Below are 21,159 nucleotides of genomic sequence, written 5' to 3'. Positions count from 1 at the left end.
TAGCCTTGGGTGAATGGACCAGGATCGCCTCGTACCCCTCCTGATCGGCCTGCTGCTCGCTGCCTGGATGCTGGCGGCGGCCTGGGCCGTGCTTACCGCGCGCAGCCGCCAGAAACGCGCGGAAGGCCAGCTTCGCTCGGCGCGCAGGCTCGGCCGCATGGTCGAGGAATCGCCCGCGCTGCCGCTGCTCGTCCGCTCGGACGGGCGAATCGAGGCCAGCCCGCGCCTCGCGCAGTGGCTGGGGCTGGACGGGGTGCCGCAGTTCCTCTCCGAACTCGACCCCGGCGAACTTGGCGGCGAACGCGGCCTGCCCACCGCGAAGCTGGAAGAACTGACCGAGGCGGTGCGCCGCACCCAGAAGACCGCCGCGCCGTTCCGCATGGTGCTGACGCCGCGCGGCTCGACCCGCTCGCTGGCGCTGCGCGGCCATCTGGCCGATCCGCAGATCTCGCCCGGCGGCGCCGCGCTGGTCTGGGTCTTCGACTTTTCCGACAGCGAGACCGAACTCACCCGCCTGCGCGACGAAGCCTCGCGGGCGAGGGGGGATTTCACCGCGCTGGTCTCGCTGATCGAGGCGGCGCCGATGCCCATGTGGTTCCGCCGCCCGGATGGCGAGCTGCAACTGGTGAACTCGGCCTATGTCGCCGCGGTCGGCGGGGACAGCGCGCAGGCCGTGGTCGCCAGCGGCACCGAACTGATCGAGAGCGCGGATGGCCTGACGCCTGCGCAAGTGGCGCGCGCCGCTGCCGACAAGGGCGCGCCGATCCAGCGCATTGTCTCGACCACGATCAACGGCCAGCGCCGCGCGATGCGCGTCAGCGACCTGCCGCTCGGCGAGGACGGGGTGGCGGGCTATGCCGTCGATATCGAGGACCTTGAGGAAATGTCGCGCTCGTTCCGCGCGTTCCGCGAGGCGCAGCGCGGGCTGCTCGACCAGCTTTCGGCGGGCGTCGCCCAGTTCGATGCGAAGAAGCGCCTGACTTTCGCCAACCAGCCGTTCCAGCGCCTGTTCAAGCTTTCGGCCGCCGCCATGCAGGACTTGCCCGCCTTCGAGCGCCTGCTCGATGCCGCGCGCGATGCCGGGCGCGTGCCCGAGGCGCGCGACTTCCCGGCCTGGCGGCGCGAGAAGGCGGCGTGGTTCGCCAGCGGCGAGGCGAGTGAGGAAGCCTGGACCCTCGCGGACGGCACGCACCTTCGCATCGTCGCCCAGCCGGTGCCGGACGGCGGGTTGATGCTGATCGCCGAGGACCGCACCGAGCAACTGCGCCTCTCCGCCGTGCGCGACACCCTGCTGCGCACGCGGACGGCGACGTTCGACAGCCTGTTCGAATCGATTGCGGTCTTCGCGCCGGACGGGCGCTTGCAGATCTGGAACCGCCGTTTCGCCGCCGACTGGGGGCTGGACAGCGATTTCCTCGACACCCATCCGCACATGCAGGACCTGCTCAAGAAGATCGCGCCGCGCCTCAAGCGTCCGGTCGAGGCGGAGACGGTCGGCGGCGTGGTGCGCACCGCCACGCTCGACCGCGCGCAAAAAGGCGGCCGCATCGCGCTGGCCGATGGCCGCATGCTGGAATTTGCAGGCGTGCCGCTGCCGGACGGCAACGGGCTGCTGGCAGTGCTCGATATCACCGATTCGCAGAAGGCCGAGGCGGCGCTGCGCGAAAGCAATGCCGCGCTGATCGAGGCGGACACGATCAAGACGCGCTTCCTTGCCAAGATGAGCTACGAGCTGCGCACGCCGCTGACTTCGATCGGCGGCTTCGCGGAACTGCTGGAAGCGGGCGTCGGCGGCGACCTTTCCGAGAGCGGGCACGACTATGTCGGCGCGATCCTGACCTCGGTGGAGCAGCTCGGCGATCATATCGACAGCCTGCTCGACCTTTCGCAGAGCGAGGCGGGCCTGCTGCCGCTCAAGAAGGAAGAGATCGACCCGATGCCCTTCGTGCGCTCGGTGGTCGAGGAACGCGCGGCGCGGCTGCAGAAGGCAGGCCTCGTGCTCGATCTTCAGGCCAGCGGGCTGCTGCGCCCGATCTCCGGCGACCGCAAGCGGCTGGCGCGCGCGCTCGGCCATCTCGTCGACAATGCCATTGCCGCCTCGCCGCGGGGCGAGCGCATCCTCGTGCAGCTGGGCCGCCGCACGTCGGGCGAGGGGGAGTGGCTCCAGATTCTCGTGCAGGATCAGGGCGCGGGGATGGACAGCCGCAGTGTCGCCCTCGCGCTTGACGGCATGAAGGCCAGCGCCGACGGCAAGTCGGTGGAGCGCAGCCAGGGCCTTGGTCTGCCGCTCGCGCGCCAGCTGGTCGAGGCCCATGGCGGCGCGCTGCGCCTCGTTTCCGAGCCCGGCAAGGGCACCAGCGCTCTGGTGGAGCTTCCGTGAAGATTGCATTGCCCGACCTCGCCGCGATGGAGCGCTTCGGCCGCGCCATCGCCGACCGATTGCGCCCCGACGACGTGGTGGCCCTGACCGGCGGCCTCGGCGCGGGCAAGACCACGCTCGCCCGCGCGATCATCGCCGGGCTGGGGCACGAGGGCGAAGTGCCGTCGCCCAGCTTCGCGATCATCGAGGTCTACGATCCGCCGCTTTCCGGCGCGCCGGGCGTGCGCCTGCCGCTGGTCCATGCCGACTTCTACCGCCTCAAGGACCCGTCGGAAGCCGACGAGATCGGTCTCGACGACTATCGCTATGGTGCTGCGCTGCTCGCCGAGTGGCCCGACCACGCCGGAGGCTTCGCGCATGAGCCGGGCTGCCTTTCAATTACGCTGGAAGTTGCGGATGAGGGGCGGATCGCCATTGTCGAGCCGGGCACCGATTGGCGGGATCGCGTTTCGTTCTGATTTCATCAGAACGGCGATCCCTGTTGTTTGTTGGTCGCATTTTCCCGGTCGTCAGGTGTTTCCACCTGACTTGAAAATGCTCTAGGGCGGGAACCGAAATGAGCACGAATCTTCCCGCCGATCTCGAACCCTTCCTCGCCCAGGCCGGCTGGGCGGGTGCCCATGTCGAACCGCTGGCCGGCGACGCCTCGTTCCGCCGCTACTTCCGCGTGACCCGCACGGATGGCGAGACGGCGATGCTGATGGACGCGCCGCCGCCCAACGAGGACCCGACGCCGTTCCTGCGCGCCGCGCGCTGGCTCGATGCCAATGGGCTGCGGGCGCCGCAGATCCTGTCGGACTGGGCGGATCGCGGCCTCGTGCTCATCGAGGACTTCGGCCATGCCCGCATGCGCGACTACCTCGACCAGTGGCCCGATGACGAATCGGCGGTCTACAAGGGCGCGGTGGACGTTCTGGCGCAGCTGCGCGAACTGCCGCCGGGGCCTTTCCTCGACTACTCGATGAGCGAATACCAGCGCGAGGTCCGTCTCTTCGTCGATTGGTACTGCGCCGCGCAGAACCTGCGGGTGGACACCGCCGGTTTCGTCGCCGCCTGGGAAACCGTGCTCAGCGGCATGCTCCCGCGCCAGCGCCCCGGCGTGACCGTGCTGCGCGACTATCATGCCGAGAACATCATGCTGCTCGGCGCGCTGGAAAAGCAGGGCCTGCTCGATTTCCAGGACGCGCTGATCGGCCACCCGGCCTACGATCTGGTCTCGCTGCTCCAGGACGCCCGCCGCGACGTCTCGCCCGAACTGGAGGCGGAGATGTTCGATCACTACCTCCAGATCACCGGCGTCGATCCCGAGACGTTCCTGGCCGACTATGCCCGCCTCGGCGCCCAGCGGAACACCAAGATCATCGGCATTTTCGTGCGCCTCTGGCGGCGCGACGGCAAGCCGCGCTACCTCGATCTGATCCCGCGCGTCTGGGCCATGCTGGAGCGCGACCTCGCCCATCCGGCGCTGGAGCCGGTGGCGCGCTGGTTCGATGCCAATATCCCCGCCCATCTGCGCGACGCGAACGGCGGGAGCTATGCCGCATGAATGAAGTGAAGCTGGCCAGCGACACGGCCATGGTGCTCTCCGCCGGTCTCGGCAAGCGCATGCGCCCGCTCACCGCGACCCAGCCCAAGCCGCTGGTCCGCGTGGCGGGCAAGTCGCTGATCGACCATGCGCTCGACAAGCTCGATGCGGCGGGGATCGAGAAGGCGGTGGTCAATGTCCACTATCTGGCCGATGCGCTGGAAGGGCACTTCAAGGCGCGCCGCAAGGGGCCGCAAGTCACCGTTTCAGACGAGCGCGCGCAGCTGCTCGAAACCGGCGGCGGCATGGTCAACGCGGCGGCGCTGCTGCCCGAGACTTTCTTCTGCCTCAACAGCGACAATATCTGGCTCGACGGGCCGGAGGACGTGTTCCACGAACTCTCGCGCGCCTGGGACGAGGAGCGAATGGACGCGCTGTTGCTGGTGGTCTCGCACCCGAGCGCGATGAACTATCGCGGCGAGGGGGATTTCCACCTCGATGCCGTGGGCCACGTCTCGCGCCGCAAGCAGGGCCGGGTTGCCCCTTTCATCTATTCGGGCATCCAGATCGTTTCGAAGCGCCTGCTGCGCGATGCGCCGGAAGGGCCGTTTTCCACCAACCTGCTGTGGAACCGCGCCATCGAGGAAGGCCGTCTCTTCGGCATCACCCATACCGGCCTGTGGTTCGAAGTGGGCGAACCGACCGCCATCAAGCCGACCGAGGAATGGCTGACCCGTGCGTGAGAGTCTGTTTGAAAATCCGCCGCAGGCGGATTTTGGCGGTACCGGCCCACGCCCCCACCCGACCTCCCATCCAGGATACACTAGTGGGAGGTCGGGTGGGGGCGTGGGCCGGTGCCGCACCTGATTATGACGCCGAAAGTCTATTCCATTGCTGCGCACCGTGGTTTCGCCGACGCCCTCGTGGCGGGGCTGGTGCCGCGTTATTCCGAAGGCGAACTCGGCCTCGCCAGGCTGACCCTGCTGCTGCCGAGTCGCCGCGCGGTCCGCACCGTCACCGAGGCTTTCGTGCGCCATTCGGGCACGACCGACCGGCCCGGCATGCTGCTGCCGCGCATGGCGGTGGTCGGCGATCTCGATCTTGACGAGACGCTCGGGCCGCTGCTCGACCCGCTCGGCGCCGCCGACATTCCGCCCGCCGCCGATGCGACCCGGCGCTGGCTGCGGCTCGCCCATTACTTGCGCGAAGTCGAAGGCGCCGAGGCCGGGAAGGGCGCAGCCCTGCTGCGCCGCGCCTGGGAACTGGGCCGCACCATGGACCGCCTGCTGGTCGAAGGCATCGCCCCGCTCGACCTGATGAGCGAGCGGGTGATCGGCATCGTCGGCGACCTTGCCGGGCACTGGACCGACAATACCCGCACCTTCCTCAAGGTGCAGCAATACTGGATCGCGGAACTCGCGGAACGCGGCGAGATCGACGCGCCGGAGCGCCGCAACCGCCTGTTCGAACATGCCGCCGAGGAATGGCGCGCGGTGCCGCCGCACTATCCCGTGGTCGCGGCAGGCGTGACCAGCGCCTCGCCCGCGCTGGCGAAATTGCTGCGCGTGGTCAGCGAATTGCCGGGCGGCTCGGTGGTCCTGCCGGACTTCGATCTGGCGCTGCCGGGCGAAGTCTGGGATGAACTCGGCATTGCCGGAAAGCCCGAGAATCCGGAGGAACCGCCGTTCGGCCGGGGCGATGCGGTGACGCATCCGCAGTACCATCTCAAGCTTCTGCTGAACCGCATGGGCATCGCCCGCGAGGAAGTTTCGCCCTGGCATCGCTCCGGCTACGGCGCTTCACCCGCCGAGCGCAGCACGGTGATCTCCAATCTGTTCCTGCCGCCGCGCGCCTCCGCAGCATGGGTCGGCCTGCCTGCCGAGAAGCGCCGCCTTTCCGGCGTGCGGCTGATGGAAAGCACCCACCCGGAGCAGGAAGCGCAGGCCATTGCCGTGCTGATCCGCGAGGCGCTGGAAGTGCCCGAGCGCCGCGTCGCGCTCATCACCCCGGATCGCGGACTGGCAGGCCGCGTGGTCGCGCATCTGACGCGCTGGGGGATCGAGGCGGACGATACCGCGGGCCGCCCCCTGGCGCAGACGGCGGCGGGGCGGCTCCTGCTGCTGCTGGCGGAAGTGCTGGCCGAGCAGGCCGCGCCGGTGCCGCTGATCGCGCTGCTGGTCCACCCGCTGGCAGGCGGCGGAGAGGGGCGAGCCAGCTGGCTGGAATCGGCGCGCAAGCTCGACCTCGCCTTGCGCGGGCCGCGTCCCGGTGCAGGGCTGACGGCGCTCGCCGATCTCGCGCAGCAGGCCAAGCTGGGCGACTGGTGGGGCGAAGTGGAGGCCGTGCTGGCACCGCTCTTCGCGCTTCAGGAGGGCCAGCCGCTGGAAGCGATGCTCGGGGCGCTCGTCGATGCCGCCGAAGCGCTCTGCGGGGAGGCGATCTGGGCGCAGGCCGACGGTCGCAGCCTCAGCATGATGGTCGAGGAACTGCGCGCGGCGGCAGGCTCGGCAGGCACGCTGTTCGACCCGCGCGAGCTTCACGCCATGCTGCGCGATGCGATGGACCGCGTCTCCGTACGCCCGCCCTGGGGCGGCCATCCGCGCGTCTCGATCTACGGCCTGCTCGAAGCGCGGATGAGCCGCGCGGATCTGGTGATCTGCAGCGGTCTCGTCGAGGGCGTCTGGCCCGCGTCGCCCTCGCAGGACGCGCTGCTGCCGCCTGCTGTGCTGCGCGCGCTCGGCGTGCCGGGTGCGGATTTCCGCATCGGTCTCGCCGCGCACGACCTTGCCGCTGCGCTCGGCGCGCCGGAAGTCGTGCTGAGCTGGGCCTTGCGCGATGCGGGCGGGCCGGTGATCCCTTCGCGCTTCGTGCTGCGCATCAAGGCGCTGCTGGGTGACGAAGTGGAGCGCCATATCGAGAGCGAGGCGCTGCGTCTGGCGCGCCTGCTCGACGATGCCCCGCCGGTCGCGGGCCATCCGCGCCCGCAACCCATGCCTTCGGCGGAGCAGCGCCGTGTCGATCTGGCCGTGACCGGGCTGGACCGCTTGCGCGGCGATCCTTACGAATTCTACGCCAATGCCGTGCTGCGCCTGCGCAAGCTCGACGCGCTCGATGCCGAGCCGAGCGCCGCGTGGAAGGGCGAAGTCGCACACAAGATCCTGGAGGACTGGCACAAGGCGGGCGAGCCGGTGGACGGCCTCCACGCCATCGCGCAGGCGGTGCTAACCGAGAAGAACGCGCACCCGCTGATGCGCGCGCTCTGGTGGCCGCGCCTTTCCGCCGCGCTCGATACTTTCCGCGACCTCGTGCTGGCGCACAAGACGGCGGGCCGCAAGGTCGTGGCCAGCGAGGCCTGGGGCGACATGCGTTACCGCGACATCCGCATCCATGGCCGCGCCGACCGCATCGACCGGCTGCCCGACGGCTCGTTGGCGGTGGTTGATTACAAGACCGGCTCGCCGCCGACTCCGCGCCGGGTGGAGGAAGGTTTCGCGCTGCAACTCGGCCTGATCGCGCTGATCGCGCAAGAGGGCGGCTTCAAGGACATGCAGGGCCAAGAGATCGCGGGTGAGGCCAGCGAATTCGAATATTGGTCGATGGCCAAGGACAAGAACCGCATCGGCTATGCGACGACGCCGCTCAAGGTCGGCAAGCGCCGCTCCGGGATCGAGCCGGACGACTTCCTGCCCGAAACCGAGCGCTATCTGAACGACGCGCTCGACCGCTGGATTCTCGGCACCGAGCCGTTCACCGCGCGGCTCAATCCCGAACTCGGTTCTTATGCGGACTACGACCAGTTGATGCGCCTCGACGAATGGATCACCTCGCTTGGCGGCAGGCAAGACGCGGGCGGGGAACGTGCGGGCGGGGAGGACGCAGCATGAGCGGTTCCGCTGCCGTCCATCCGCTGCACGGCAACCAGATGCTGGCGGTGAACCCGCGCGATACCGTGTGGCTCTCGGCCTCGGCGGGGACCGGCAAGACGCAGGTGCTGTCCTCGCGCGTGTTGCGGCTTTTGCTGCAGGAGGGCGTCGAGCCTTCGCAGGTATTGTGCCTTACTTTCACCAAGGCCGGCGCGACGGAAATGGCCGCGCGCATCAACGACCAGCTCGCCCAATGGGTGCGTCTGGAAGAGACGCAGCTGTTCCTGCGCCTCGACGCCATCGGTGCACCGACCGATCCCGCGACGATGGACCGCGCCCGCACGCTGTTCGCCGCCGTGCTCGACAGTCCCGGCGGGGGCCTCAGGATCGACACGATCCACGCCTTCTCGCAGTGGCTGCTGGCGACGTTTCCGCTGGAAGCGCAGCTCGTTCCCGGCACTCGGCCGATGGAGGACCGCGAACGCGCGCTGCTGGCGCGGCAGGTGCTCGCGGACCTGCTGGTCGCCGCCGAGACCGATGCTTTCGACGGCCCGCAACTGCTCGGCGCCATCGCCCAGCTTTCCTTGCGGCATGGGCCGGATTCGGTAGTCGATTTCCTGCTGCGCTGCGCCGGTGCGCGTGAGGCCTGGTTCGGCCCCGGATCGTGGCAGGCGGGCGATATCCGCAGCCATGTGCTGCGCCTGCTCGGCCTCCCCGCCGAGGCGGACGAGAGCCTGCTCGCGGAGATGTGCGGCGAGGAGGCCTTCGACGTGCGCTCGCTGCGCAAATGCTGCGAAGTGCTGGCCGAGTGGAACACCGCCACCGCGCACAAGGCCACTGACGTTCTCGTGCCCTGGCTGACCTGGAGTGCGGCGAAGCGCGCCGAGGGGATCGACGATCTCCATGCCGCGCTCTTCACCAAGGACGACAGCGTCCGCAGCCTCAACCATCTTTCCAAGCGCGATCCAGACTACGAAGGCTATGCCCTGCGCGTCGGCGAGAGCCTTGCCCGTATCCGCGAGACCAAGGCGCTGCTGGGCCTCGCGAACAGGCTGGTGCCCGCCTTGCGCCTCGGCCGTGCTTTCGCGCTCGCCTGGGACGAGGCGAAGCAGCGCGAGGGGCTGATCGACTTCGACGACCAAATCCGCCGCGCCGCCGATCTGCTGCGCGGGCAAGCCTCCGCCGACTGGATTCGCTACAAGCTCGACCGCCGCTTCGACCACATCCTCGTCGACGAGGCGCAGGACACCAATGCCGCGCAGTGGGACATCGTCTTCGCCATGGCGGAGGAGTTCTGGTCCGGCGAAGGCCAGCGCACAGACCTGATGCGCACGCTCTTCGTGGTTGGCGACTACAAGCAGGCGATCTTCCGCTTCCAGGGCACCAGCCCCGAGAACTTCCGCCGCGCCGCCGACCGCGTGCGCGCGCGGATGCAGGACGCCGCCGAGAACGCCGAAATGCTGCGCAGCGAACTGGCCGCGCGCCCGCTGGTGGAGTTGGGGCTGGACCGCAGCTTCCGCACCGCGCAGCCGGTGCTCGATTTCGTGGACGAGGCCATCGCCGGGATCGGCCATGCCCGCTTCGGCCTCGACCGTCCCGCCGAGCGCCATGTCGGCCAGGAACGCCCCGGCTATGTCGCCTTGTGGAAGCCGGTCTCCGAGCAGGTCGGTGAGGACGACGACGAGCCGCTCGAAGAGGGCGACGACAATGACGGGCAGCAGCCCAACTGGCTCTCCCGCCCCGACCGCCAGATGGCCGAGCGTATTGCGCAGCAAGTGCGCGAATGGCTCGATCCCTCGGGGCCGGGCTTCACGCTCAGCAAAGGTAGGCAGCGCCGGGCGGGCGCGGGTGACATCATGGTGCTGGTGCGCCAGCGCAAGGAACTCGCCGGGCTGATCGTCGCGCGGCTTCATGCGGCGGGCGTGCCGGTGGCGGGCGTCGACCGCCTGCGCCTCGGCGCGCCGCTGGCGGTGAAGGACCTGATCGCGGCGCTACGCTTTGCGGTGCAGCCGCTCGACGATCTCAACCTTGCCGCGCTGCTGGTCTCGCCGCTGGTGGGCTGGAGCCAGGAGCAATTGCTGCGCTTCGGCTACCGCGACAGGAACCGCCGCCTCTGGGAGCATCTGCGCACCCAGTCCGGCCCGGAGATCGGCGCGGCGCTGGAGCAACTGATCGAGCTGCTCAGGCGCGCGGACTTCGCGCCGCCGCAGGACATGCTGCACTGGCTGCTGGTCGGCCCGTGGCAGGGTCGGCGCAAGCTGGTGGCGCGGCTCGGCAGCGAGGCGAACGATCCGATCGACGAATTGGTCAACGCCGCGCAGGCCTATGTCGCCACCGATACGCCGAGCCTTGCGGGTTTCCTCGCCTGGTTCGACGCGGGCGACGGCGAGCTGAAGCGCGAGGCGGATGCCGCATCGGGCCTCGTCCGGGTGATGACGGTCCACGGCTCGAAGGGGCTTCAGGCGCCGATCGTCATCCTCGCCGATGCCACCGGCAATCCGGAAGCCGCGCGGGACCGGGGCTTCGATCTCGCCGACCCGCGCGAGGAGCGCCGCAAGGTGCCGCTGCCGCCGCTGTCGAAGGACGAGAAGGTCGGCCGCATCGCCGCGCAGATCGCCGCCAACCGCGAGGGCGACGAGCAGGAGCACTGGCGCCTGCTCTACGTCGCCATGACCCGCGCCGAGGAAGCGCTGTTCGTCGGCGGCGCGCTCGGGCGGCGGGACAAGGATGGCCCGGCGGAAAAGAGCTGGTACGCCAGCTTGCGCGCCCTGTTCCCGGCAGAGGCCGACATTGAGGACGCGATCTGGGGCACGCGCTGCGAGAACGGCCCGGTGCCTGCACCGCTGCCTGCCGAAGTGCGCTCGGTGGAACTGCCGTTTCGCGAACCTCTGCCGCGCTGGCTGGAGCGCGCGCCGCCTGCCGAACCGCGCCCGCCGCGCCCGCTGGCGCCCTCGGCGCTGGGCGAGGACGATGCGCCCGATCCGCCGTTCCCGCCGGGCGCCGGGCGCGATGCCCTGCGGCGCGGCACGCTCGTCCACAAGCTGCTCGAACGCCTGCCGCAAGTCGCGGCGGACCTCCGCGAGGAAGCGGGCTGGCAATGGCTCGCCCGCAATGCCGCCGACCTGCCGGAGGACGCGCGCGAGGCCATGCTGGCAAGCGCGATGGCCGTGCTCGGCAATCCGGCATGGGCGCAGCTGTTCGGCCCGGACAGCCTGGCCGAAGTGCCGGTGGCAGCGGTCGTCGGCGGGCAGGTGGTGGCGGGCACGATCGACCGTCTGGTGGTGGAGCCGCAGCGCGTGCGCCTGGTCGACTACAAGACCGCGCGCCGTCCGCCCGAGCGTCTGGAACAGGTGCCGCGCGGCGTGCTGCGCCAGATGGGCGCCTATGCCGCTGCGCTGGAAGTGGCCTTTCCGGGGCGCGCGGTGGAAGTGGCGCTGCTCTACACCACGGTGCCGCGCCTGATCACGGTTCCCGCCGAAGTGCTGGCCGCCCACAAGCCGGACTTTTCCCCGGCCCAGTAAACCTATGCCGGGGCAGGCGTTGCCTCCGGACAATTCGTCCCTAGATTGCGTTCAACCGAGATACCCGAGGAGTTTCAATTCATGGCGACTATCGCTGTTACCGACGCCAGCTTCGAAGCGGACGTTCTGAAGTCCGACAAGCCGGTGCTCGTCGATTTCTGGGCCGACTGGTGCGGCCCCTGCAAGATGATCGGCCCGGCTCTGGAAGAGATCAGCGAAGAGCTGTCCGACCAGGTCACCATCGCCAAGATGGACATCATGGCCAACACCGGCATTCCTGCCGAGATCGGCGTGAAGTCGATCCCGTTGATGGTGCTGTTCAAGGACGGCAAGCCGGTCGCCCAGAAGCTTGGCGCCGCTCCGAAGAGCGCGCTGAAGGGCTGGATCGAAGGCGAACTCTGACGCTTCGCTTTTCGGCTTTCTGGCTGGAAATGAAAAACCCCTTCCGCCGCGAGGCGGGAGGGGTTTTCGTTTGCAGTAACGGGATAACAGAAACAGTCACTTGCGGGCGGGATTTGTTTCGAATTATCGCAGTGCAATGCGTAAATATTGCCAGCATTGTGGAGCGGCTCTCGGAGAGGGCGCGCGTTTCTGTCAGGACTGTGGTGAGGCCGTGACGGCTGAGATTCCGCAGGAGACGCAGTCGGTGCCTCCGGCGCACGATCCGGCGGCGCCGCGCGCTTCGTTTGCGGCCCGCAACCGCGTGCCGCTGATTGCGGGCGTCGGGGTGCTGGCGCTGGCCATCGTCGGCGGGCTCTGGCTGGGGCGGGAAACCACCGGCCCGTCCATCGCCACCAAAGCGCCGGTCGCCGATGAAACGGCGGCAGCGGAGACGCCGAAATCGCTCGACTATCATGTCGCGGTGGAGAGCGATCTGCGCGATGCGCCGCGCGAGGACGGATCGCAGGTCGTCGGGCGGATCGAGCGCGGGCAGGCGGTGCGCGGGGTGCTCGTCGATGGCACGCAGGGCGGTCGCTGGCTGAAGCTCGACGAGGGCGGGGCCTATGTGAATCTCGTCAATCTGTCGTCGGCCGCGCCGCCGCGCCTCGCCGAGATCGACGGCAGCGACCGCGTGACCACTGCGCCTTGCACGATCCGCGAGGCCGAAGCGGTGGGTTCGAAGGAGAAGGGGGAAGTCCCGGCAGGATCGCCGGTGCGGATCGTCGGAATTACCGGTAAGGGCGCCGTCGAACTGGCGGTGCCGGGCGGCGGCGTCGGCTATGCGGCGAAGGACGCCTGCCCGACCCAGCCGTCATCTGCCAAGTGGGCGGCGGCGAACGGGCTGATCGAGTTCGAGCCGCGCAGCTGCGAATTCGGCGACGAACTGGCCCCCTATTTCGAGAAAGCCTCGGCGCTAAGGCCCACTACGGAAGACGAATCCGCCGAGGAATATATCTATCCCGTCAACAAGACGTTCCGGGGCCTCAAGGTGAGCTACGTGGTGAGCGGCTACGAATGGCACGGGGTGGCCTTCGTCGATTCGCCCGCCCGCGTGGAGGCGGTGTTCCGCAAGCTGGGCTTCCGCATCGACAAGGACGGCAGCTTCGCCGTCTCCGACGATACCCCGGTGTCTTCGTCGATTTCCGCCACGCAGGAAGACAAGCAGATGCGCGGCAAGAGCGAATTGATCTGCGGGGTCTGAAAGGCGGGCTCTAGCGGCCCGTTTCAGCGCTGCGGTGATAGCTCTGGGCGGCCTCGGCATCCTGGATGTCGTAGGCGAACCAGGCGGCCTCGCCGTGATCGAAGACCTGCACGAGTCCTTCGCCAACACGGGCCTCGTAGAAAGTCGCGGAGGCGCGATCGTAGCCTTTCACGCTCGTGCCGTCGATTTCGAATGAGATGTGGCTGGCGTTGCCCGCATCGAGGATTTCGGGGAGATTGCCGCCGAACTTCACGCCGCGTTCGCCGTCGAAGCCCTGCAAGGCCTTCCCGCGGGCTTCGGCGGCGATACGCCGGTCCGCCGTTGCGGCATGGTCGTAGAGACCGGCGACTTTCTTGCCGGTGACGAAAGCGAAGGCGGCTGCGGCGATCAGGGCGCGGGTATGGGCTTGCATGGCGCCACTTGGCACCGGGACATGCGGGAGATCAAGCCGTTATGCGAGCGGTCGGCAGGCAGGGCGGCGCGCGTTTTCCTACATCGCGCCGGTCTGTCATCATCGCCGGATGCGCTATCTTTCGAAACTTTTCAGCGAAACCGCCTCTCGTCGCGGGGCGGCGCAAGGTGACGGTTTTTTCCACTCAGGACCGTGTCAACTGTGTCAACCTGAGTGGCACCTTGAGAGTCACCTTCTGCGGAAAGCGTCAGTCCTCCAGCGCGGAGAGGCGCGTGGCGAGAGCTTCGAACAGGGCGGGCGAGGCGGCGCCGATCAGGCCCTTGCGGCCGATTTCGTCGACGCGGTAGGCGCTGCCGTCGGGGCGGGCGCACTTGCCGCCCGCTTCGTTGAGGAACAGCGCGCCTGCCGCGTGGTCCCAGGGCAGGGTGCGCTCGAACACCGCCACGTCGTTCTGGCCGAGGGCGAGGCGGGGGTATTGCTCGGCGGCGCAGCGGGGGATGTCGACCATGCGGTAGTGCGGGGCGACTTCGCTGCGCAGGCGCTCGCGGCGGGCTTCCTCGGTGAAGATCAGCGAGATCGCGGCGACGGGCGGGGTTTCTCCGGTGGCGCGGGCGGTGAGGCGTTCTTCGTTCCCTTGGCCCTCGTCCACCCAGGCGCCGCCGTTCAGCGCGGCGCGGCAGAAGCGGCCGGTCAGGCAGTCGAGAATCCAGCCGCCCAGCGTCTCGCCCTTGTCGGCCAGCGCGATGAGCATCCCGAAGGGGGGCTTGCCCGAGGCGAAGTTGTTGGTGCCGTCGAGCGGGTCGACGATCCAGCAGAGGTGGTCCTTGAGCTTCAGCAGCTCGTTCTCGTCGGCAAAAGTGGCTTCCTCGCCGACGACGGCGGCTTCGGGGAGGAGGGCGGTGAGGCGTTCGGTGAGGATCGCCTCGCTTTCGCGGTCGGCCACGGTGACGACGTCGTTCACCGCCTTGCTGACGATCTGTTCGCTCGACAGCGACTGGTAATGCGGCAGGATCACATCGCGGGAAACCTCGCGCATGATCGTTTCGACTGCGGCGTTGAGCGAAGGGGTGATCATGCGGGAGGCTTTCGGATAGAGTTAGGTGAGCGGGATCATGACCTGCTGGGCATAGCCTTTGCGCTCACGGATGCGGGCGTACCATTCGGCCACCGCGGGGAACTCGGGCTTTTCGAACGGCAGGCTGAACCACGTGTAGGCATAGACGCCCATGGGGATATCACCGATGCCGAACTGCCCGCCCGACAGCCACGGCTTCTCGGAAAGGTAGCGTTCCAGCACGGCGAGGTGGGCGGCGCAGGCCTTCACGTCGCGCTCGATGGCGGGCATGTCCCATTGCTCGCGCGGGGTGCGGGCCATCGAGAGGAAGGGCAGGCGCTGGGCGTCGGCGTAAGTGATCTGCCAGTCCATCCAGCGGTCGGCCAGCGCCCGGTCGATGGGGTCGCGCTGGAACCAGCGCTCGCCGCCATACTCCGCCGCCATGTAGCGCAGGATCGCGTTCGACTCCCAGAGCGAGAGCTTGCCGTCCTCGATCATCGGCACCAGTCGGTTCGGGTTCTTGGCGAGGTATTCCTCGGTATAGCCGAACTTCCCGCCGATATCGTGGCGCACATAGTTGAGGCCCAGTTCTTCGGCGAACCAGGCGACTTTCTTCACGTTGTGGGAGTTGAGGCGACCCCAGATGGTGAACTGCGGACCTGCCATCGTCAGCTCCGGTAATCGGCGTTGATCGAGATGTAGCCGTGGGTCAGGTCGCAGGTCCACACGGTGGCGGCGCCTTCGCCGAGGCCGAGGTCGACCTCGATGGTCACGTCCTGCCCCTTGAGGTGGGCGGCGACGGGGGCTTCGTCGTAGTCGGCCAGCGGCAGGCCCTCGCGCGCGGCCCAGGTGCCGCCGAAGCCGATCGAGAGCTTGTCGCGGTCGGCGGGTTCGCCCGCCTTGCCCACGGCCATGACGACGCGGCCCCAGTTGGCGTCCTCGCCCGCGATGGCGGTCTTCACCAGCGGCGAGTTGGCGATGGCCATGCCGACCTTGCGGGCGCTTTCGTCCGAGACCGCGCCGGAGACGGCCACTTCGATGAACTTCTGCGCGCCTTCGCCGTCGCGCACGACGAGGTGGGCAAGCTGGCGGCAGACGTCATGGATCGCGGCGGCAAAGGCATGGGCGCCGGGCGAGGCGATTGAGGCAAGCGGCGCGTTGCCTGCCTTGCCGGTGGCGAAGGCCAGCACGGTGTCGCTGGTCGAGGTGTCCGAATCGACGGTGATGCACGAGAAGGTGCGGAAGTTGGCGGCGGAGAGGCATTCCTGCAGGAAGGCAGGTTCCACCGCGGCATCGGTGAACACGTAGCCGAGCATCGTTGCCATGTCGGGCGCGATCATGCCCGATCCCTTGATGACGGCGGCGAGCGTGACCTTGGTGTCGCCGATCATCGCCGTGGCCGTCGCGCCCTTGGCGAACGTGTCGGTGGTGGCGATGGTGTTGGCGACGTCTTCCCACGAGCAGGGCGCGGCGGTGAGAGCTTTCTCCACGCCCTCGCGCGCCTTGTCCTTGGGCAGCGGCACGCCGATCACGCCGGTCGAGGAGACGAAGACCTGCTCGCGCGGGCAGCCGATATGGGCGGCGACCTGGTCCATGATCTGCTCGACGGCCTCGCGTCCCCGGTAGCCGGTGAAGGCGTTGGAATTGCCCGCGTTGACGACGAGTGCGCGGGCATGGCCCTGCTTCACGTTGTCCCGGCCCAGTTCGACTTCGCTGGAGCAGCACAGGTTCTTCGTGAACACACCCGCGACGGCGGTGCCTTCGTTCAGCTCCACATAAGTCAGGTCGCATCGGCCCCAGTCCTTGTACCCGGCGCGCACGACGTGCGGGGTGACGCCGGCGATCGGCGGCATGGCGGGGAAGGGCGAGGCGAGCGGGGAGGTGGGATAGGCCATGGCGGGTGGGTAGCGCGTGGGTGCGACAGGTCAAGCGTCCGCGTGGTGCCCAGGATATGCGATCTCCGGTGTTTTACATGGGTTGTGGACTATTCATCCGCCGCCCCCTATCTGATCCGCGATGGCAAACCGCCTGCTCCTCACCCTGCTGGCCCTTCTGACGGGTCTTGCCGCGCAGATCGGCCCCGCTGACGCGCGTGCATCGCAGGTGTCCAGCCTGCAGGTGGTGCTGACCGAGGCCGCCGTCGCCGCCAAGGCGCCGCGCGCGCCGGTGGCGCTGGCGCAATTGCCGCAGCCGGGCCTGCGCTCGGTTCGGCGGCAGGCGCCGCCGCTGGTCGAGGCGCCGGTTCCTCTGGCGGTTCCCGCTGTCCTTACCGGGATAGACCGCGCGCGCGAATAAGCGCGCCGGCGATTCGCTCTTTCGCGAACCATTTCCCGTGCCTGCGCGTATCGCAGGCGCGCATATCCGACATACGCATTCACGAAAAACAGGGATTTCCGCCATGTTCGGCGCCATCGCCAAGTCCATTTTCGGTTCGTCCAACGAACGCTACGTCAAGTCGCTCGACAAGGTCGTCGGCCAGATCGCCGCCTTCGAACCCGTGCTCGAAGCCATGAGCGACGAGGAACTCGCCGCCCAGACGCCGAAGTTCCGCGAACTGCTGGCCAATGGCAGCACGCTCGACCAGATCCTGCCGGAAGCCTTCGCGACCGTGCGCGAAGCCTCGAAGCGCGTGTTCGGCATGCGCCACTTCGACGTGCAGCTGATCGGCGGCATCGTGCTCCACCGCGGCGAAATCGCGGAAATGCGCACGGGTGAGGGCAAGACCCTGGTGGCGACCACCGCCACCTACCTCAACGCCATCGAGGGCAAGGGCGTCCACGTCGTCACCGTCAACGACTACCTCGCCCGCCGCGACTCCGAGCAGATGGGCAAGCTGCACAACTTTCTCGGCCTCACCATCGGCGTGATCGTTCCCAACCTCAACGAGTGGGAACGCCGCGAGGCCTACGGCGCCGACATCACTTACGGCACCAACAACGAATTCGGCTTCGACTACTTGCGCGACAACATGAAGCATGAGCGCAGCCAGATGGTGCAGCGCCCCTTCAACTTTGCGATCGTCGACGAAGTCGACTCGATCCTGATCGACGAGGCGCGCACCCCGCTGATTATCTCGGGTCCGACCGACGACAAGTCCGAACTCTACATGCAGGTCGACGCGGTCGTTAAGCAGTTCGTCCCCGAAGACTACGAGATGGACGAGAAGACCAAGAACATCAGCCTGACCGAGGACGGTGTCGAAAAGGCCGAGCGCATGCTCGAAGCCGCGGGCCTGCTGGTCGGCTCGAACCTCTACGACGTCGAGAACACCCAGGTGGTCCACCACCTCGACCAGAGCCTCAAGGGCGTGGTTATGTTCAAGCGCGACATCGACTACATCGTCAAGGACGGCAAGGTCGTCATCATCGACGAGTTCACCGGCCGCATGATGGACGGTCGCCGCTGGTCGAACGGCCTCCACCAGGCCGTCGAGGCCAAGGAAGGCGTCAAGATCGAGCCGGAGAACCAGACGCTCGCCTCGATCACCTTCCAGAACTACTTCCGCATGTACCCGAAGCTTTCGGGCATGACCGGCACCGCCGCTACCGAGGCGCCGGAGTTCTACGACATCTACAAGATGAACGTCGTCACCATCCCCACGAACGTGCCGATCCAGCGCATCGACGAGGAAGACGAGTTCTACAAGAACACCCACGACAAGTTCGGCGCCATCGCCAAGCTGATCCGCGAAAAGCACGAGATCGGCCAGCCGGTGCTGGTCGGCACGGTCTCGATCGAGAAGTCGGAACTGCTCTCGGACTTCCTCAATAAGGAAGGCGTCAAGCACTCGGTGCTGAACGCGCGCTTCCACGAGATGGAAGCGCACATCGTCGCGCAGGCCGGTTCGCTGGGCGCGGTGACGATCGCCACCAACATGGCCGGTCGCGGCACCGACATCCAGCTCGGCGGCAACGTCGAGTTCCGCGTCGAGGACGAGCTGAGCGAACTGCCCGAGGGGCCGGAGCGTGACGAGGCGATCGCCAGGATCAAGGCGGAAGTCGCCGAGCAGAAGCGCCTCGTGCTCGAAGCCGGCGGCCTCTGTGTGATCGGCACCGAGCGCCACGAAAGCCGCCGCATCGACAACCAGCTGCGCGGCCGTTCGGGCCGTCAGGGCGACCCCGGCCTGTCGAAGTTCTACCTCTGCCTGGAGGACGACCTCCTGCGCATCTTCGGCCCGGACACGCTCTTCGCCAAGATGATGAACAGCAACCTCGCCGACGGCGAGGCGATCGGTTCCAAGTGGCTGTCGAAGGCCATCGAGACCGCGCAGAAGAAGGTCGAGGCGCGCAACTACGAAGTGCGCAAGCAGGTCGTCGAATACGATGACGTGATGAACGACCAGCGCAAGGTCATCTACGAGCAGCGCGCCGACATCATGGATTCGGAAACGGTGGACGAAGTCGTCGTCGACATGCGCAACGACACCGTCAATGCGCTCGTCGCCGACGCCTGCCCGGCCGGTTCCTACCCCGAGCACTGGGATATCGAGGGTCTCAAGGCCAAGGCGCTGGACATCCTCGCGCTCGATGTGCCGCTGGAGGACTGGATCGAGGAGAACGGCGTCGATCCCGAACTCGTCGAGGAACGCATCGCCGCCATGGCCACCGAGCACATGAACGCGAAGATGGCGCAGGACGATCCGGCGATCTGGCGCCAGGTCGAGAAGTCGATCCTGCTCGATCGCCTGGACCATTACTGGAAGGAGCACCTCTCCACCCTCGACGCGCTGCGTCAGGTGGTGTTCCTGCGCGCCTATGCCCAGAAGACCCCGATCAACGAATACAAGACCGAGGCCTTCAGCCTGTTCGAGCGCCTGCTCGACCAGATTCGCGAGGACGTGACGCGCATTCTCTCGGTCAGCGAACTGCGCATGCCCGAGCCGGTCGGCCTGCCGGAACTGCCGGACTTCCTGACCGGCCACATCGATCCGCTGACCGGTCTCGACAATTCGAACGACGGCGACGGTTCGGCCTTCATGCCGGAACTGTTCGGCTCGCTGGCGGGAAGCCCGCAGGCTGGCGTCGCGCCGGGGGCAGCGGGTGAGAACCCCTATGCGGACCTGCCGATCAGCCGCAATGCGCCGTGCCCCTGCGGTTCGGGGCAGAAGTACAAGCACTGCCACGGCGCTCTGGCGTAACGGGGTATCGGATAGGCCATCGGTCCCGGATTGCGCGGGGCCGATGGTAAAGCAAAACGGGCGCTTGCGGTTCTCCCGCAAGAGCCCGTTTTGCTGCCCTGCATGGCCGGCCTGATGAGGTCGGCAACGGCACAAAACGTCTCGTCATTGCGAGCGCAGCGAAGCAATCCAGAGTCGCGCCGAGCCGCTCTGGATTGCTTCGCTGCGCTCGCAATGACGAATGAAGGGGGCGGAGAGAAGGCGAGGAAGCCGAAAAGGCCTTCCTCTCAGCCCGCAGGCTTCTCGCTGCCGACCCGCGCCAGCTTGGCGAACATCGCTGCCGACATCGGCTGCGCCCTCAGGAAACCCTGATAATAAGCACAGCCCTCACGCGCCGCGACTTTGCGCTGGGCTTCTTCCTCGATCCCCTCGGCGATGACCTCAAGATCGAGCGCCCGCGCCATCGCCACGATCGCGCGCAGCACCGCCACGTCGCGGCGGTCGGTGGCGACGCCCTCGATCATCGTCCGGTCCAGCTTCAGATAGTGGATCGGCAGGACCTTGAGATAACGGAAGTTGCAGAACCCCGCGCCGAAGTCGTCGAGCGCGATGCGGATGCCCTGCGAGGAGAATTCCGCCATCATCTGCGCGGTCTGGCTGATATCGCTGATCAGCGACTGCTCGGTGATCTCCAGCGTCAACCGGCGCGGCGGGAAGCCGCTCTCGCGCACGAGGTCGAGCATCTGGCGTACGTAAGTGCCGAAGGCGAGATCGGCCGGGGTGACGTTGATCGAGAGGCGCAAGTCGCCGGGCCACTTGCCCGCCGCCGCCATGGCCTTGGCGGCGATATGGCGGGAGAGCGGGCCGATATGGTCGGTGCGCTCGGCAATGGCGAAGAGGGCGCCCGCGCCGATGCGGCCGAGCACGGGATGGTTCCAGCGGGCGAGAGCCTCCGCCCCGGTCAGCGAATCGTCGGTGAGACTGAATTGCGGCTGGAACAGGATCTCGATCTCGTCGCGGTCGATCGCGCCGAGCAGGTCGGCTTCGAGCTGCGCGGCGGAGCGGCCCGGTACCGTGACTTCGCCGTCCGCCCAGCCCAGGCGGGTGGCGGACTGGTCCTGCAGATCGACAAGGGCATGGCCGAGCCGGTCTAGCATCGAATCGACGCTCTCGCCGGTGAGCGCGCGAATCAGGGCGATACGGGGCGAGAGGCGCAGCACGCCGGTGGGCAGGGCGATCGGGCGGGATATGAAGTCGGCCAGCTGGTCCGCCACGAGGTGCCAGCGCTCGCGGCTGCACGCCTCGTTGGCGACCAGCACGAAGGAGCCGCCGCCCGCACGCGCCACCAGCCAGGGGCCGTCGAGTTCCTCGCCCGCGAAATGGGCGATGCGTCCGGCCACTTCCTCCAGTGCGCCGTCGCCGGCTTCCGCGCCGTAAGCCATGTTGATCGTGTCGAGCCGCCGCAGCGAGACCAGCATGGCGTGGACATGGGCATGCTGCGGGGCGCTTTCGGCATCGCTGCGCCATCCGGCGATGCGTTCGCGCACGGCGTCGAGGCCGGGAATCCCGGTCAGTCTGTCTTCCAGCCCGCGGGCATGTTCCCGCGGCAAACCTTTGCGTCGTTCGCCCATCGCCTTTGCTATAGC

15 protein-coding genes and 1 pseudogene are annotated in these 21,159 nt (G+C 67.9%); 11 read left to right on the top strand and 5 right to left on the bottom strand.

What is annotated here, in order from left to right; all coding sequences use genetic code 11:
- Positions 1 to 13 precede the first annotated feature (13 nt).
- The 9 genes and pseudogenes from ACZ1II_RS18605 (at position 14) to ACZ1II_RS18565 (ending at position 12,931) form a co-directional block, all read left to right on the top strand.
- On the top strand, positions 14 to 2,380 hold the full coding sequence (locus ACZ1II_RS18605; protein ID WP_465145084.1) for a sensor histidine kinase: 2,367 nt from the start codon (positions 14 to 16) through the stop codon (positions 2,378 to 2,380).
- Positions 2,377 to 2,838, top strand: a complete 462-nt coding sequence (gene tsaE, locus ACZ1II_RS18600) for a tRNA (adenosine(37)-N6)-threonylcarbamoyltransferase complex ATPase subunit type 1 TsaE (RefSeq protein ID WP_465145083.1) — start codon at positions 2,377 to 2,379, stop codon at positions 2,836 to 2,838. Before ACZ1II_RS18605 ends, tsaE begins: the two co-directional genes overlap by 4 nt.
- Positions 2,839 to 2,936: 98 nt before the next feature.
- Positions 2,937 to 3,926: an aminoglycoside phosphotransferase family protein gene (locus ACZ1II_RS18595; RefSeq protein ID WP_465145082.1), complete on the top strand. Its 990-nt coding sequence runs from the start codon at positions 2,937 to 2,939 to the stop codon at positions 3,924 to 3,926.
- Complete coding sequence (locus ACZ1II_RS18590) at positions 3,923 to 4,648, top strand: nucleotidyltransferase family protein (protein ID WP_465145081.1); 726 nt, start codon at positions 3,923 to 3,925, stop codon at positions 4,646 to 4,648. The genes ACZ1II_RS18595 and ACZ1II_RS18590 overlap by 4 nt, the downstream gene beginning before the upstream one ends.
- A 126-nt stretch (positions 4,649 to 4,774) precedes the next feature.
- A complete protein-coding gene (gene addB, locus ACZ1II_RS18585) occupies positions 4,775 to 7,789 on the top strand; it encodes a double-strand break repair protein AddB (protein WP_465147333.1) in 3,015 nt (1,004 codons plus the stop codon).
- Positions 7,786 to 11,289 carry a double-strand break repair helicase AddA gene (gene addA / locus ACZ1II_RS18580; protein WP_465145080.1) on the top strand — a complete coding sequence of 1,168 codons (3,504 nt, stop codon included), beginning with the start codon at positions 7,786 to 7,788 and terminating at the stop codon, positions 11,287 to 11,289. Before addB ends, addA begins: the two co-directional genes overlap by 4 nt.
- 81 nt (positions 11,290 to 11,370) lie before the next feature.
- Positions 11,371 to 11,691 (top strand): thioredoxin, encoded by a 321-nt coding sequence (gene trxA, locus ACZ1II_RS18575; RefSeq protein ID WP_147215623.1) that lies wholly within the window; start codon positions 11,371 to 11,373, stop codon positions 11,689 to 11,691.
- Between the two features lie 136 nt (positions 11,692 to 11,827).
- Positions 11,828 to 11,896 (top strand): annotated as a pseudogene (locus tag ACZ1II_RS18570) (zinc-ribbon domain-containing protein); the annotation flags it as partial.
- Positions 11,897 to 11,902: 6 nt separating this feature from the next.
- Positions 11,903 to 12,931 (top strand): hypothetical protein, encoded by a 1,029-nt coding sequence (locus ACZ1II_RS18565; protein WP_465147375.1) that lies wholly within the window; start codon positions 11,903 to 11,905, stop codon positions 12,929 to 12,931.
- Positions 12,932 to 12,941: 10 nt separating this feature from the next.
- Here the strand turns inward: ACZ1II_RS18565 and ACZ1II_RS18560 are convergent, their stop codons facing one another.
- From ACZ1II_RS18560 to argJ, 4 genes are all read right to left on the bottom strand, one after another.
- A complete protein-coding gene (locus ACZ1II_RS18560) occupies positions 12,942 to 13,343 on the bottom strand; it encodes a hypothetical protein (RefSeq protein ID WP_465145079.1) in 402 nt (133 codons plus the stop codon).
- 247 nt (positions 13,344 to 13,590) lie between these two features.
- Positions 13,591 to 14,418, bottom strand: coding sequence for an inositol monophosphatase family protein (locus ACZ1II_RS18555; protein ID WP_465145078.1), 828 nt, complete (start codon positions 14,416 to 14,418; stop codon positions 13,591 to 13,593).
- A 21-nt stretch (positions 14,419 to 14,439) separates the two neighbouring features.
- Positions 14,440 to 15,063, bottom strand: coding sequence for a glutathione S-transferase family protein (locus ACZ1II_RS18550; RefSeq protein ID WP_465145077.1), 624 nt, complete (start codon positions 15,061 to 15,063; stop codon positions 14,440 to 14,442).
- Between the two features lie 2 nt (positions 15,064 to 15,065).
- A complete protein-coding gene (gene argJ / locus ACZ1II_RS18545; RefSeq protein ID WP_465145076.1) occupies positions 15,066 to 16,292 on the bottom strand; it encodes a bifunctional glutamate N-acetyltransferase/amino-acid acetyltransferase ArgJ in 1,227 nt (408 codons plus the stop codon).
- A 121-nt stretch (positions 16,293 to 16,413) separates the two neighbouring features.
- Here argJ and ACZ1II_RS18540 point away from each other — a divergent pair, with 121 nt between their 5' ends.
- Together ACZ1II_RS18540 and secA are read left to right on the top strand one after the other, a co-directional pair.
- Complete coding sequence (locus ACZ1II_RS18540; protein ID WP_465145075.1) at positions 16,414 to 16,692, top strand: hypothetical protein; 279 nt, start codon at positions 16,414 to 16,416, stop codon at positions 16,690 to 16,692.
- Between the two features lie 103 nt (positions 16,693 to 16,795).
- A complete protein-coding gene (gene secA, locus ACZ1II_RS18535; RefSeq protein ID WP_465145074.1) occupies positions 16,796 to 19,534 on the top strand; it encodes a preprotein translocase subunit SecA in 2,739 nt (912 codons plus the stop codon).
- A gap of 266 nt (positions 19,535 to 19,800) precedes the next feature.
- Here the strand turns inward: secA and ACZ1II_RS18530 are convergent, their stop codons facing one another.
- Positions 19,801 to 21,144, bottom strand: coding sequence for an EAL domain-containing protein (locus ACZ1II_RS18530; RefSeq protein WP_465145073.1), 1,344 nt, complete (start codon positions 21,142 to 21,144; stop codon positions 19,801 to 19,803).
- Between the last annotated feature and the right edge of the window lie 15 nt (positions 21,145 to 21,159).

The organism is Novosphingobium sp. BL-S-20, from assembly GCF_055521635.1.
Note: the sequence above shows the minus strand (reverse complement) of the source record. Positions and strands in the feature narration are given on the sequence as shown.

Bases quoted from the DNA above. Each gene is read 5' to 3' on its own strand.
- ACZ1II_RS18605 (WP_465145084.1), top strand. From the start codon at position 14: ATGGACCAGGATCGCCTCGTACCCCTCCTGATCGGCCTGCTGCTCGCT.
- ACZ1II_RS18595 (WP_465145082.1), top strand. From the start codon at position 2,937: ATGAGCACGAATCTTCCCGCCGATCTCGAACCCTTCCTCGCCCAGGCC.
- ACZ1II_RS18590 (WP_465145081.1), top strand. From the start codon at position 3,923: ATGAATGAAGTGAAGCTGGCCAGCGACACGGCCATGGTGCTCTCCGCC.
- addB (WP_465147333.1), top strand. From the start codon at position 4,775: ATGACGCCGAAAGTCTATTCCATTGCTGCGCACCGTGGTTTCGCCGAC.
- addA (WP_465145080.1), top strand. From the start codon at position 7,786: ATGAGCGGTTCCGCTGCCGTCCATCCGCTGCACGGCAACCAGATGCTG.
- trxA (WP_147215623.1), top strand. From the start codon at position 11,371: ATGGCGACTATCGCTGTTACCGACGCCAGCTTCGAAGCGGACGTTCTG.
- ACZ1II_RS18560 (WP_465145079.1), bottom strand. From the start codon at position 13,343: ATGCAAGCCCATACCCGCGCCCTGATCGCCGCAGCCGCCTTCGCTTTC.
- ACZ1II_RS18555 (WP_465145078.1), bottom strand. From the start codon at position 14,418: ATGATCACCCCTTCGCTCAACGCCGCAGTCGAAACGATCATGCGCGAG.
- ACZ1II_RS18550 (WP_465145077.1), bottom strand. From the start codon at position 15,063: ATGGCAGGTCCGCAGTTCACCATCTGGGGTCGCCTCAACTCCCACAAC.
- argJ (WP_465145076.1), bottom strand. From the start codon at position 16,292: ATGGCCTATCCCACCTCCCCGCTCGCCTCGCCCTTCCCCGCCATGCCG.
- ACZ1II_RS18540 (WP_465145075.1), top strand. From the start codon at position 16,414: ATGGCAAACCGCCTGCTCCTCACCCTGCTGGCCCTTCTGACGGGTCTT.
- secA (WP_465145074.1), top strand. From the start codon at position 16,796: ATGTTCGGCGCCATCGCCAAGTCCATTTTCGGTTCGTCCAACGAACGC.
- ACZ1II_RS18530 (WP_465145073.1), bottom strand. From the start codon at position 21,144: ATGGGCGAACGACGCAAAGGTTTGCCGCGGGAACATGCCCGCGGGCTG.